The organism is Bradyrhizobium sp. SZCCHNS3002, assembly GCF_032377435.1.
In the GTDB taxonomy this organism is placed as follows: domain Bacteria; phylum Pseudomonadota; class Alphaproteobacteria; order Rhizobiales; family Xanthobacteraceae; genus Bradyrhizobium.
In genome coordinates, this window is the sequence record NZ_JAUHHY010000020.1 from 15489 (window position 1) to 29253 (window position 13765).

Annotated in this window: 11 protein-coding genes; 3 read left to right on the top strand and 8 right to left on the bottom strand. The window is 65.3% G+C overall.

Translation table 11 applies throughout. From position 1 onward, the window contains the following. Positions 1 to 100: 100 nt before the first annotated feature. From QW845_RS30375 to QW845_RS30410, 8 genes are all read right to left on the bottom strand, one after another. Positions 101 to 748 (bottom strand): nitroreductase, encoded by a 648-nt coding sequence (locus QW845_RS30375; protein ID WP_315805269.1) that lies wholly within the window; start codon positions 746 to 748, stop codon positions 101 to 103. 184 nt (positions 749 to 932) lie between these two features. Beyond that, the gene (locus QW845_RS30380) at positions 933 to 2180 is read right to left on the bottom strand and encodes an acyl-CoA dehydrogenase (protein WP_315805189.1); all 1248 of its coding nucleotides are present in this window, start codon (positions 2178 to 2180) and stop codon (positions 933 to 935) included. 122 nt (positions 2181 to 2302) lie between these two features. After that, positions 2303 to 3547, bottom strand: coding sequence for an acyl-CoA dehydrogenase (locus QW845_RS30385; protein WP_315805190.1), 1245 nt, complete (start codon positions 3545 to 3547; stop codon positions 2303 to 2305). Between the two features lie 157 nt (positions 3548 to 3704). Continuing rightward, positions 3705 to 4832, bottom strand: coding sequence for an acyl-CoA dehydrogenase family protein (locus QW845_RS30390; RefSeq protein WP_315805191.1), 1128 nt, complete (start codon positions 4830 to 4832; stop codon positions 3705 to 3707). A 159-nt stretch (positions 4833 to 4991) separates the two neighbouring features. Next, positions 4992 to 6860, bottom strand: a complete 1869-nt coding sequence (locus tag QW845_RS30395; RefSeq protein ID WP_315805192.1) for an AMP-binding protein — start codon at positions 6858 to 6860, stop codon at positions 4992 to 4994. Positions 6861 to 6901: 41 nt separating this feature from the next. Continuing rightward, positions 6902 to 7708, bottom strand: coding sequence for an enoyl-CoA hydratase/isomerase family protein (locus QW845_RS30400; protein WP_315805193.1), 807 nt, complete (start codon positions 7706 to 7708; stop codon positions 6902 to 6904). A 156-nt stretch (positions 7709 to 7864) separates the two neighbouring features. Further along, entirely contained in the window at positions 7865 to 8623 is a 759-nt protein-coding gene (locus QW845_RS30405; RefSeq protein ID WP_315805194.1) for an SDR family NAD(P)-dependent oxidoreductase, read from the bottom strand. Between the two features lie 90 nt (positions 8624 to 8713). Further along, positions 8714 to 9373, bottom strand: coding sequence for a TetR family transcriptional regulator (locus tag QW845_RS30410; RefSeq protein ID WP_315805195.1), 660 nt, complete (start codon positions 9371 to 9373; stop codon positions 8714 to 8716). Positions 9374 to 9511: 138 nt separating this feature from the next. Between QW845_RS30410 and QW845_RS30415 the strand changes: the two genes are divergently transcribed. From QW845_RS30415 to QW845_RS30425, 3 genes are all read left to right on the top strand, one after another. Then, positions 9512 to 10684, top strand: a complete 1173-nt coding sequence (locus tag QW845_RS30415; RefSeq protein WP_315805196.1) for an acetyl-CoA C-acetyltransferase — start codon at positions 9512 to 9514, stop codon at positions 10682 to 10684. Between the two features lie 171 nt (positions 10685 to 10855). Beyond that, positions 10856 to 12394 (top strand): acyl-CoA synthetase, encoded by a 1539-nt coding sequence (locus tag QW845_RS30420; protein WP_315805197.1) that lies wholly within the window; start codon positions 10856 to 10858, stop codon positions 12392 to 12394. Between the two features lie 229 nt (positions 12395 to 12623). Next, positions 12624 to 13694, top strand: coding sequence for an alpha/beta hydrolase (locus QW845_RS30425; RefSeq protein ID WP_315805270.1), 1071 nt, complete (start codon positions 12624 to 12626; stop codon positions 13692 to 13694). Positions 13695 to 13765 lie beyond the last annotated feature (71 nt).

A 13765-nucleotide genomic window follows, 5' to 3' on the forward strand; every position in this document is an offset into this window, starting at 1 on the left:
ACAAAAATGGACTCGCGGGTCGTCTCGCCCTCCTCCGGAGTCCCGGATAACGGAACTCCACCGGCAAACAATAGGCGCGCGCGACCCCACGGACGGGAAGTTATTTGTCGTGAAAGCGGACGGTCTCCGCGACCGTGGCGCGGCGGGTGCGGTAGGAGTTGGCCTTGTCACCGAGATCGGGATGGCCGAACGAGATGCCGCAGACCACCTTGCGGTCGGCGCCGAGCCCGAAGTGCTGCCGCACCACGTCGGAATGGAACGCGAGCGCCGCCTGCGGCACGGTGGCGATGCCGAGCGCCTGCGCCGCCAGCATGAAGCTCGTGACGTAGCCGCCGCAATCGATCGCGCCATAGGTGCCGAGCGCCTCGTCGCTGTGGATGATCGCCACATGCGGCGCGCCGAAGAAATTGTAGTTCTCCAGCGCCTGCCGGGCATAGCCCGCCTTGTCGCCGCGCGGGATGTCGAGCGCGTTGTAGAGCTGGAAACCGCTCTCGCGCCGCCGTTCGAGATAGACACCGGTGTATTCGCGCGGGAAGGGAAAGTCGCCTGACGCCGCCTTGCCGCTGGAGGCCGCCGCATACATCACCTTCCGGAACGCCTCGGTCGCCACACCGGAGGTGATCTCGACACGCCACGGCTGGCTGTTGCACCACGACGCGGTTTTCTGCGCCGCCTCCAGGATGCGCTCGATGGTGGCGCGCGGCACGGGCTCGGGCAGGAACCTGCGACAGGAGAAGCGCGCGGCCATCAGCTCTTCGAGAACGGTGATGGGAGTGGCCTGTGCGGCTGCGGCGTCAGCTTTCATTTATGGTTCTCACTACAACGGAGAAACGTCCCTTCATGATGAGGCGCGCAGCGCCGTCTCGAACCATGAGGCCCGGATATCGGCCTCATCCTTCAAGACGCTGCTGCGCAGCTCCTCAGCATGAGGGTTAGCTACGTCCCTTGGTCGGCACCTTGTTGAACGGCACGTCCTTGTCGACCCGGATGTCACCGGGCAGGCCGAGCACGCGCTCGGCGATGATGTTGCGCAGGATCTCGTCGGTGCCGCCGGCGATGCGCATCGAGGGCGAGGTCAGCAGGATCTGCTGAAACTGGCCCTGCGTCACCGCCTCGTCCGCGCCGGTCAGCACGCCGGCGCCGCCTTCGAGATCCATCGCGTAGGTCGCGATATCCTGCAGCATGACGCCGGCGACCAGCTTGCCGATGGAATTCTCAGGTCCCGGCCGCTCGCCCTTGGACAGCGCCGATATCGCGCGGTAGCTCGTGTATTTCAGCCCGCTTGCCTTGACCGCCCACGACGCCAGCTTCGAGCGCGTGGCGCGATCGTCGATGGCGAGCCCGTTGTCGGTCATCAGGTTCGCGCAGAACTCGAACATCTCGGGGAAGCCGGTGGCGAGCCGCGCGCCGATCGACATGCGCTCGTTCATCAAGGTCGTCAGCGACACGTTCCAGCCGTCGCCGACCGCGCCGAGCCGCTGGCTGTCCGGGATCACCACGTCGGTGAAATAGACCTCGTTGAACTCCTGCATTCCGTTGGCCTGCTTGATCGGACGGACCTCGACGCCCGGGCTCTTCATGTCCAGGAAGAACATGGTGAGACCCTTGTGCTTCGGCACGGTGGGATCAGTGCGCGTGATCAGCAGGCCGTAGTCCGAGTAATGCGCACCCGATGTCCAGATCTTCTGGCCGTTGATGACCCAGTCGTCGCCGCGCTTCTCGGCGCGGGTGCGCAGGCCCGCGACATCCGAGCCGCCGGCGGGCTCGGAGAACAGCTGGCACCAGATCTCCTCGCCCGAGGCGAGCTTGGGCAGATAGCGCCGCTTATGCTCCTCGCTGCCATAGGCCATCACGGTCGGGCCGCACATGCCCTCGCCGATCTGGAACGGCTGCGTCAGCTTGCCATAGACGCCCTCCTCCTGCTGCCAGATCACGCGCTCGATCGGCGTAGCACCGCGGCCGCCATACGCTTTCGGCCAGTGCAGGCAGGCCCAGCCGGCATCGGACTTCTTCTTCTGCCAGGCCTTGCCGACCTCGACGATATCGGCGTGCTTGAGCCTGATGCGGCCGAGCGAGGAGCTCGCCAGCTCGCCCTCGAGCTCCTTCGGCGCGTTGGCCGCGATCCAGGCGCGCGCGGTGTCGCGAAAGGCGGCTTCTTCAGGGGTGTCGTCGAAGTTCATGGTCTAACCTCGCTTCGTATGCGTAGGGCGGGTTAGCCGAAGGCGTAACCCGCCGCTTTGATCAGCATTGCACGAGCCAAGGGCGGGTTACGCTGCGCTAACCCGCCCTACGACTCCGCTTGTTAGGCACGTCCCTTGGTCGGCACCTGGTTGAACGGCACGTCCTTGTCGACACGGATGTCGCCGGGCAGGCCGAGCACGCGCTCGGCGATGATGTTGCGCATGATCTCGTCGGTGCCACCTTCGACACGGGTGCCGGGCGCGCGCAGCAGCATCGCCTGGAATTTGCCCGCAAGCTCGGCCTCGGGACCGCTGAGCACGCCGGCCGCACCCTGCAGGTCGAGCGCGTAGGCTGCGACGTCCTGGATCATCGGTCCGGCGACCAGCTTACCGATCGAGTTCTCAGGTCCCGGCCGCTCGCCCTTCGACAGCGCCGAGATGGCGCGCATGCTGGTGTATTTCAGCCCGCTCGCCTTCACCGCCCAGCTCGCGAGCTTGGAGCGCACGTTGCGGTCCTCGATCGCGGGACGATCGTCCAGCATCAGGTTGGAGCAGAAGTCGAACAGCTCCGGGAAGCCGGTGGCGACGCCGGCGCCGATCGACATGCGCTCGTTCATCAAGGTGGTGAGCGCGACGTTCCAGCCGTCATCGACGGCGCCGAGCCGCTGCGAGTCCGGAATCACGACGTCGGTGAAATAGACCTCGTTGAAATCCGAGTGCCCGCTGGCCTGCTTGATGGGACGCACCTCGACGCCCGGGCTCTTCATGTCCAGGAAGAACATCGTCAGGCCCTTGTGCTTCGGCACGGTCGGATCGGTGCGCGTCAGCAGGATGCCGTAGTCGGAATAATGCGCCCCCGAGGTCCAGATCTTCTGGCCGTTGATCACCCAATCGTCGCCGCGCTTTTCGGCGCGGGTACGCAGGCCGGCGACGTCGGAGCCGCCGGCCGGCTCGGAGAACAGCTGGCACCAGACCTTCTCGCCGGAGGCCAGCGGCGGCAGATACTGCCGCTTATGCTCCTCCGACGCGTAGGCCATCATGGTCGGCCCGCACATGCCGTGGCCGATGATGAAAAGGCCGGAGAGCTTGCCGTAAGGCCCCTCCTCCTGCTGCCAGATCACGCGCTCGATCGGCGAGGCGCCGCGGCCGCCATACTCCTTCGGCCAGTGCAGACACGCCCAGCCGGCATCAGCCTTCTTCTTCTGCCACGCCTTGGCGACGTCGAGGATGTTGGCGTCCTTCAGCGCGACGCGGCCGAGCGAGGTCGCGCGCAGTTCGTCTTCATACTGCTTCGGCGCATTGGCGGCGATCCAGGCCCGCGCCTGGCTGCGAAACGCCGCCTCCTGCGGAGTGTCATCGAAGTTCATCGGCAAGCCTCTCATCTCGTAGGGTGGGCAAAGGCGCAACGCGCCGTGCCCACCGATTCAAACCCGCGCCACCGACGGTGGGCACGCTTCCGCCTTCGCCCTTTGGGCTTCGTCGGACAAGTCGCTTTGCCCACCCTGCGGATCGTTGTCCTGAGCCTCACGCCGCATTGCGCTTGCGCATGCGGTCGATCAGCTGGTCCTCCCAATAGGACAGGCTGCCGAGGCCGAGCGCGAGCGCATTGGCGCGGCGGTAGTACATGTGGCAGTCGAACTCCCAGGTGAAGCCCATGCCGCCATGGACCTGGATGTTGTTCTTGGCGCAGTGCTGGAACGCCTGCGTCGCGCTGATGCGCGCCGAGGCCGCGGCTTCAGGCAGCTCCGGGGCGTTGGTCGAGAGCGCCCACGCGCCGTAGTAGGAATTCGAGCGCGCCAGGGTCGCAGACACATACATGTCGGCCAGCATGTGCTTGACCGCCTGGAACGAGCCGATCGGACGGCCAAAGGCGATGCGATCGAGCGCGTAGTCGCGGCCCATCTCCAGCGCGCGGTCGGAGCCGCCGACCTGCTCGAACGCCGTCAGCACCGCGGCGCGGTCGAGCACCTGGGTGATGATGCTCCAGCCCTCGCCGGCGGCGCCGAGCGGCTCCGCCTTGCAGTTCTTGAAGGTGAGCTCGGCCTGGCCGCGCGTCGGATCGAGATTGGTCAGCGCCTTGGCTTCGACGCCGCCCGCCTTGGTGTCGACCAGGAACAGCGAGATGTCGCTGTCGCGGCCGGTCGAGCCGGTGCGCGCGGCAACGATGACGAGATCGGCGATGGCGCCGTCGGCGACGGGCTTCTTGGTGCCGTTGAGCACGCCGTTGGCAGCCTCGAGCCTGATCGCCTTCGGCGACGGATTGCCGGTGCCCTCGAACAGCGCCAAGGCGCCGATCGTCTCGCCGCTCGCGATCTTCGGCAGCCAGGCCTGCTTCTGCGCATCGCTGCCGGCCAGCATCAGCGCCTCCGCGGCAAGATACACGGTCGATGAGAACGGCACCGGCGCCAGCGCGCGGCCGACCTCCTCGGCGATCACGCAGAGCTCGAGATGGCCGGCGCCCGCACCGCCATACTCCTCGGGAATGGCGACGCCGAGGAAGCCCATCTCGGCAAAGCCTTTCCACAGCGCGCGGTCATACGGCTCCTTGCCGTCGAGCACGACACGCACCGCCTTGGGCGGACACTTCTCGGCAAGGAATTTCCGCGCCTGGTCGCGTAGCTGTTTCTGGTCGTCGGAGAAATCGAAGTTCATGGGTGTCACTCGCCTTGGAAGTCGGATCTAAAACTCGCCGTCATTCCGGGGCGCGCGGAGCGCGAGCCCGGAATCCATATGCCCGACCGGGGTTATGGATTCCGGGCATGCGTGCTGCGCACGCATCCCGGAATGACGAGTGGGAAGAGACAGGCCCCATCACAGCACGATCACGTCGCTGTCGGGCGTATCAGCGTAGAGCCGCTCCACCAGAGCGGCGCGGCGTTCGAGACCGGCGCGCTGGTTGATGTAGCCCTTGTCGGTCAGCTCATGGCCGTCGATCGAGGGCGGCTCGACCATCAGCATGACACGGGCGATCCGCCGGCTACTCGCGCCTTCGCAGTCCTTGTTGTGCGCCTGAAGGCCGCGGCGGACGCAGTCGATGACCGCGGGATGCTTCACCACATCCTCGAACGTCGCATTGGGATCGCCGACCAACTGGCGGCAGGCGTGCAGATTGGGCCAGGCCAGGAGACCGACATGTTCGCGGTCCTGCCCGGTCACCAGTGCATCGTGGATCGCCGGCGTTGCGGCCGCGATCGCATCGGTCCGCAGCGAGCCGACATGGACGAAGGTGCCGGTCGTGAGCTTGAAATCCTCGACGACGCGGCCGGCGAAGATGATGCCTTGCGCCGGATCCTTGGGATCAACGAATACGCCGGCATCGCCGATGCAGTAGAATCCCTCCTCGTCGAACGCCTTCCTCGTCAGCTCGGGCTGACCGAAATAGCCAGGCATCACGTTGATGCCGCGCAGGCGCAGCTCGTATTTGTCGCCGACCGGGACCATCTTCAGCTCGACGCCGGGGAATGGCAGCCCAATCAGCCCGACGCGCTCGGTGTTCCAATAGGTGCCGGTCGAGGTCGGCGCGGTCTCGGTCGAGCCCCAGCCGGTGTAGAACACGATGCGCTCGCCTGTGGTCTTCACCGCCAGCGCCTGCATCCGCTCGTAGAGATCGTCCGGCAGCCGCGCGCCGCCATAGGCCATGATGCCCAGATCCTTGAAGAACGAGCGGCACAGCGCGTCGTCCTTCTCCATCGCCGCCGCCAGCGCCGCATAGCCGGCGGGCACGTTGGCATAATAGGTCGGCGACACCTCGCGTAGGTTACGGATGGTTTCGTCGAACATGCCGGGCATCGGCCGGCCGTCGTCGATGTACAGCGTGCCGCCCTCGATCAGCAGCGGATTGAACAGCGCGTTGCCGCCCATGGTGTGATTCCAGGGCATCCAGTCGAGCACCGTGGAGATCGGCGCCTCCGGCCCGCGCGGCCGCGTCTGCATCATCATCGCCGCATTGGCGCACATCATGCGCTGGGTGTTGATGACGGCCTTGGGCATTCCGGTGGAGCCGGAGGTGAACAGCAGCTTGCCGACCGTGTCCGGTGTGATCTGCGCAATCGACGCGTCGACCGCGCCTGTGACCGGCATCGCTGCAAGATCAGCGAAGCTGATGCTCGCAACGCCCTCGCACGGACGCCCGACATGAACGACGGTGACGCCGTCGAGATCGAGCGCTTTCAGCGCCTTCTCGAAGGTCGGGCCGTCCTGCACCATGACCACGCCCGGCTTCACGAGGCTGAACAGATATTTGAGCTTGAGGTGATCGTGACTCATCAATGAGTAGGCCGGGGACACTGGCGCCGCCGGCGACCGTGCCTGCATGGCCGCGAACGTCATCAGCGCATGCTCGATCGAATTGCCGGAGAGGATCGCGACGGGACGCCCGTCCAGATTCAAATTGAGCAGGCCCTGCGTCAGCCCATCGACCGTGCGCTTGGCCTCGGCATAGGACAGCTTCCGCCATTGCCGCTCGGCCCCGCTGCGTTGCGCGAGCCAGGTCCGCGTCGGCGCCTCCTTGGCCCAGCGGGCGAGCGGCGCCGCCAAGTGCGGCTCATAGGCCTGCAGCGGAATGCGCGACTTGATGACGACGGTGCCGTCACTCCGTCTGATGACATCGATGTCGCGCGCCAGCCAATTGACCTTGCGGAATGCCGGTTTCTCCAACACCTTCGCTGCCGTCCCGTCCATTTTGCGTCTCCCGAAATATCGTCCTTTGCGGATCTTGATATCTAGCGGTTGGTATAGACCGGCTTTCGCTTCTCGAGGAAGGCTGTAATGCCCTCCTTGAAATCCTCCGAGCGGCTGCACAGCACCTGGTTGCGATCCTCCATCGCGATGACCGCTTCGATCGACGACGCATCGACGCTCATGTTGAGACATTCCTTCGACAGCCGGAGACCGACCGGCGATGCCGTCATCATCGCGTCGACGAACGGCGCCGCCGCGTTGTCGAGCATGTCCTCCTCGACGATCTCCGACACCAGACCCACCATTAGCGCACGTTCGGCGCCGATGAAGCGGCCGGTGAGGATCAGCTCGGAGGCGACGGAGACGCCAACGAGGCGCGGCAGGAAGTAGCTGGTGCCGATGTCGCAGCCCCCCAGGCCGAGCTTGATGAAGGCGCAGTTCATCCGCGCCGAGCGCGCGGCGATGCGGATGTCGGCGGCGAGCGCCAGCGCGAAGCCGCCGCCGGCGGCTGCGCCCTGCACCAGTGCGATGATCGGCTGCGGACAGCGCCGCATCAGCATCACGATGTCGGCGATGCGCCGCTGCGAGTCCAGGGATTCGGTGACACCCGGCGGCTCATTGGCGCCGCCGCGCCGCTGCATCGCGGCCTTCAGATCCAGCCCGGCGCAGAAATTCTTGCCGGCGCCCCCGAGCACGACGACCCGCGTGGTGCGATTGCGCTGCAGGCCTTCGAAATAGCTGTTGAGCGCATCGATCAACGCCGGATCGAGCGCGTTCAGGCTCTCCGGACGATTGAGCGTCACCCGGTCGACACCATTGTCGTGCTCGATCAGCAGCGGTTGGGACATGGCGCGCGCTCCAGCCTCAGTGTCATCCCGGCGAACGCCGGGATCCATAGCCACCGGCCTGATTGGTTAGAGCGCGGCGTCTGCCAGAGTGCCTCTCACAGACGCCGCGGAGTATGGGTCCCGGCTCAAGGCCGGGACGACAGCGGAGAATGCCGCCTAGCGCGGGGCCATGCGGATGGCGCCGTCGAGGCGGATGGTCTCGCCGTTCAGCATCGGGTTCTCGACGATGTGGACGGCGAGGTTGCCGTACTCGGAGGCGTCGCCGAGCCGGGCCGGATGCGGCACCTGGGCGCCCAGGCTCTTGCGGGCCTCTTCGTTCAGGCCCATCAGCAGCGGTGTCAGGAACAGGCCGGGCGCGATGGTGTTGACGCGGATCTTCTGGCTGGCGAGATCGCGCGCGGCAGGCAGGGTCAGGCCGACGACACCACCCTTCGACGCCGAATAGGCGATCTGGCCGATCTGGCCTTCATAGGCCGCGACGCTGGCGGTGTTGATGGCGACGCCGCGCTCCTCGCCGATCGGCTCGGCGGTGACGAGGCGCTCGGCGAACAGGCGCAGCACGTTGAAGGTGCCGATCAGGTTGACGTTGATGATGCGCGCGAACTTGGCGAGCGGATAGACGCCGTCCTTGCCAACGATGCGCTGCGAGCCGCCGATGCCGGCGCAGTTGACCAGCACGCGCGCGATGCCGTGGGCGGCCTCGGCCTTGGCGATGCCGGCCTTGACCTGCTCCTCGTCGGTGACGTCGGCATGAATGGCGACGCCGTTGAGCTCGGCCGCCACCTTCTCCGCGTTCTCCTTGCTCTGGTCGAGCACGGCGATCTTCGCGCCCTTGGCGGCCATGGCGCGCGCCGTGGCGGCGCCGAGGCCCGAGCCACCGCCGGTGATCAGAACGGCAACGTTGTTGAGTTGCATGGTGCGTTTCCTCCGTTTGTTTGTTGTTGGCGAATGGCGAGTAGGGAGTAGCGAACAGGGAAGGTAGGGCATCCCCCTATTCGCTACTCCCTATTCGCCATTCGCGCGTTTCAATATGCCGCCGCAGATCAGCGCCTCCATATGGGCGATGTACTGGCGGCATACGTCATCGGTGACGGGGCCGACGCCGATCGCGCGCGACATGGCGTGGCGGCCGAAGAACAAATGATCGCAGGCGCCGATCAGGCTGGTGTAGAACAGCACCGGGTCGACGGCGCGGAAGTCGCCCTCGGCGACGCCCTGCTCGATCAGCCTGTGATGGAAATCGAGCAGCGGGGCCACGAAGAACTTCGACACCTCGTCGGCCGCTTCGGCGCTGCTCTCGTGCAGCAGATAATGGATCAGCCGGTTCATGTAGGGAAACCGGTGATAGGCGCGGATGATGCCGCTGATGTGCAGCTTCAGCTTGGCCGTCGGCGGCAGCGGCTGCGCCAGCAGATATTCGAGATTGGCGACCTCGGTCGCGGCGTCACGGGCGAGCAGCGCCAGCAGCAGGCCGTCCTTGTTGCCGAAATGGTATTTGACCAGCGCAGCGTTTGCCCCGGACTTCTGCGCGATGTCGCTCAGCGAGATCTCGATCGAGGACCTCGCGATCATCAGCTCGCTGGCGGCGTCCAGCAGCTTCTCTGCTGTCGCATTCCGCCCCGCGGGAAGTTTCTCCGGCACACTGTTCTGAAGCTGGGGTCCCAAGACATGTCTCGCGCTTGATCGGGGCAGATAAGCCGAAGCCGGAGTTGATCTCAAGAGTTAATTGATCGATTGACTAAGGCTCAATCGCGCATTTAAATCGCAGCCAATCACGAACACCAAGTCTAGGGAGGACACGTCATGGCGGAAGCCTACATCGTCGCGGCTGCACGCACGGCCGGCGGCCGCAAGGGAGGCCGCCTGGCCGGCTGGCATCCGGCCGACCTCGCTGCGAAGGTGCTGGACGCGCTGGTCGAGCGCTCCGGCGCGGCGCCGGACCAGGTCGAGGACGTGATCATGGGCTGCGTGATGCAGACTGGCGAGCAGTCGAACAACATCGCGCGCAATGCGGTGATGGCCTCGAAGCTGCCGGAGAGCGTGCCTGGCACTTCGATCGACCGGCAGTGCGGCTCGTCGCAGCAGGCGCTGCATTTCGCCGCGCAGGCAGTGATGTCGGGCGCGATGGATGTCGTGATCGCCGCCGGCGTGGAGTCGATGACCCGGGTGCCGATGGGTCTCTCCTCCACGCTTCCGGCGAAGAACGGCTTCGGACACTACAAGAGCCCTGGCATCGAGAGCCGCTATCCGAACATCCAGTTCAGCCAGTTCACCGGCGCGGAAATGATGGCGGAGAAGTACGGTCTCTCCAAGGATGAGCTCGACGAATACGCCTATAACAGCCATCAGCGCGCGATTGCCGCCACGCAGGCAGGCCACTTTAAGGACGAGATCATCCCGCTCGAGATCGTCAGGGCCGACGGCTCGACCGACACCCATCACATCGACGAAGGCATCCGCTTCGATGTCACCCTCGACGGCATCAAGGGCGTCAAGCTGATCGCCGAGAACGGCAAGCTCAGCGCGGCGACCGCGAGCCAGATCTGCGACGGCGCCTCGGGCGTGATGGTCGTCAACGAGCGCGGCCTGAAGTCGCTCGGCGTCAAGCCAATCGCCCGTGTCCACCACATGACGATGATGGGCGGCGATCCCGTGATCATGCTGGAGGCGCCGCTGCCGGCCACGCAGCGCGCGCTGCAGAAGGCCGGCATGTCGATCGACGACATCGACCTCTACGAGGTCAACGAGGCATTCGCTTCCGTGCCGACCGCGTGGCTGAAGACCACTGGCGCCGATCCCAGCCGGCTCAACGTCAATGGCGGCGCGATCGCGCTCGGCCATCCGCTCGGCGGCTCCGGCACCAAGCTGATGACCACGCTGCTGCATGCGCTGAAGCAGCGCAACAAGCGCTACGGCCTGCAGACCATGTGCGAAGGCGGCGGCATGGCGAATGTGACGATCGTCGAGCGGCTGTAAGTCGCGCCCCAATAACGGTGTCGTCCCGGCGAACGCCGGGACCCATAGCCACCGAATTGAATGTCGGGCGAGCTGGAGCCACAGCTCGCTCTCACCACACGCCCCTGTGGTTATGGGTCCCGGCTCAAGGCCGGGACGACACCATTTTCCTAATTTAGCGGTGAGCCCGTCATGACCCACCCCTCCATTCACGCCAAGAACCATCCGGACAAGATCGCCTATCAGATGGCCGGCACCGGCAAGGCCGTCACCTATCGCGAGCTCGACGAGCTCTCGAACCAGGGCGCGCAGTTGTTCCGCGCGCTCGGCCTGAAGGCCGGCGATCACGTCGCCTTCCTGATGGAGAACCGGCTCGCCTTCATGGAGATCGCCTGGGCCGCGCAGCGCTCCGGCTTGTACTACACCGCGATCAGCCGCTATCTCACCAAGGACGAGATCGCCTACATCATCAGGGATTGCGGCGCCAAGGTCTTCATCACCTCGCCGAAATGCGCCGAGCAGGTGCGCGATCTCGCGACGGAGAAGGATGGTCCGCTGTTCTTCATGGTCGACGAGCCCGAGCCGGGCTTCCGCTCCTGGGACAAGGAGGCCGGCGCCCAGCCCAAGACGCCGATCCCCGACCAGGTCGCCGGTTACGACATGCTGTATTCGTCGGGCACCACGGGGCGTCCCAAGGGCATCAAGAAGGATTTCGAAGGCAATCCGATCGATCAGCCCAACCAGTTCCTGCGCGTGCTCTGCGCCGACATGTGCGGCATGAATGCCGAGAGCATCTACCTGTCGCCGGCGCCGCTCTATCATGCAGCTCCCTTGCGCTTCAACATGATGGTCTCGGTGCTCGGCGGTACCTCCATCATCATGGAGCATTTCGACGCCGAGGAGTTCCTGAGGCTCGTCGAGAAGTACAAGATCACGCAGTCGCAGCTGGTGCCGACGATGTTCGTGCGCATGCTGAAGCTGCCGGAGGACGTCCGCAAGAGTTATGACGTCTCCACGCTCAAGGGCGCCATCCATGCCGCCGCGCCCTGCCCGGTCGACGTCAAGGCCAGGATGATCGAGTGGTGGGGCCCGATCCTCATCGAGTACTACGCCGGTTCGGAAGGCAACGGCGTCACCGTCTGCACCTCGAAGCAGTGGCTGGAGCATCGCGGCAGCGTCGGGCGTGCCGTGGTCGGCAAGATCAAGATCCTCGGCGAAGATGATCAGGAGATGCCGACCGGCGAGATCGGCACGGTGTATTTCGCCGACGCGCCGGTGTTCTCCTATCACAACGATCCGGAGAAGACGAAGCGCGCCTACAACGACAAGGGCTGGTCGACGCTCGGCGACGTCGGCTATCTCGATGCCGACGGCTTTCTCTATCTGACCGACCGCAAGTCCTACATGATCATCTCCGGCGGCGTGAACATCTACCCGCAGGAGACCGAGGACGTCCTCATCACGCATCCCGACGTCGCCGATGTCGCCGTGTTCGGCGTGCCGAACGAGGAGATGGGAGAGGAGGTCAAGGCGGTGGTGCAGCCCCACGACATGGCGCGCGCCGGCAAGGAGCTCGAGCAGCAATTGATGCTGTTCTGCCGCCAGCATCTGTCACCGATCAAATGCCCGCGCTCGATCGACTTCGAGCCGGAGCTGCCGCGCACACCGACGGGCAAGCTGGTCAAGCGGCATCTGCGCGAGCGCTATTGGCCGAAGAAGGGCGCGGCTTAGCCCACCAACGGTGTCGTCCCGGCCTTGAGCCGGGACCCATAGTCACCGTCTTGAGTTTTGCAAAGGCTGGAGCTGCCAGTCAGCCTCACCACATTGTCCTGTGGTTGTGGATCCCGGCGTTCGCCGGGACGACGCGAGGAGAGTACACGACGTGTCTCAGTCTCTTCCCCCGCTCCCCCTTCCGCCCACCATCCGCTCGCGCTTCGTCGACGGCATCAACGGCCTGCGCATGCATGTGCTGGAAGCCGGGTTCGAGACGCCCGGCCGTCCCTGCGTGCTGCTGCTGCACGGCTTTCCCGAGCTCGCCTATAGCTGGCGCAAGGTGATGCCGGCGCTGGCGGCGGCCGGCTATCACGTGCTGGCGCCGGACCAGCGCGGCTATGGCCGCACCACGGGTTGGAGCGCGGACTATGACGGTGATCTCGCGCCGTTTCGATTCACCAATCTGGTCCGTGATGCGCTCGGCGTGGTCTATGCCTTCGGCCATCGCCATGTCGCTTCCGTCATCGGCCACGACTTCGGCAGCCCCGTCGCGGCGTGGTGCGCTGTGATCCGCCCCGATGTCTTCCGGTCGGTCGTGATGATGAGCGCACCGTTTCCCGGGCCACCCGCAGCGCCGTTCGACATCGCCAGCCAGCCCCTCGCGCCGCAATCGGATCCGGTGCATCGCGAACTGGCGGCGCTGCCGCGGCCGCGCAAGCACTATCAATGGTACTACGCGACGCGGCAGGCCAGTACGGACATGCATCGCGCGCCGCAGGGGCTACATGATTTCCTGCGCGCCTATTATCATCACAAGAGTGCGGACTGGGCAGGCAACGTCCCTTACCCCCTGCAGGCCTGGGACGCGACCGAGCTCGCCAAGCTGCCGACCTACTACGTAATGGACCTCGGCAAGACGATGGCCGAGACCGCCGCCGAGGAGATGCCTGACGCGGCGGCGATCGCGGCCAATCGCTGGCTGCCTGACAGCGAGCTCGCGGTCTATACCGCCGAATATGAACGGACCGGCTTCCAGGGCGCGCTGCAATGGTATCGCTGCGGCACGTCAGGCCTGTTCGAAGCGGAATTGCAGACGTGGTCGGATCGCACCATCGACGTTCCGTCTGCATTCATCTCCGGCCTGCAAGACTGGGGCATCTACCAACGGCCCGGCGTGTTCGAATCGATGCAATCCCGAGTGTGCACCAACATGATGCTGTGCGAGCTGATCGATCGCGCCGGTCATTGGGTGCAGCAGGAGCAACATGAACGAGTCCATGAGCTCCTGTTAACGTTCCTGAACAGATCGACAGCCTGATTTCGGACGCCGTTCCGACGTATTAGGCGAATCGAGGAACGAACATTCGGGGTTGACGTTTCCGCATCCGG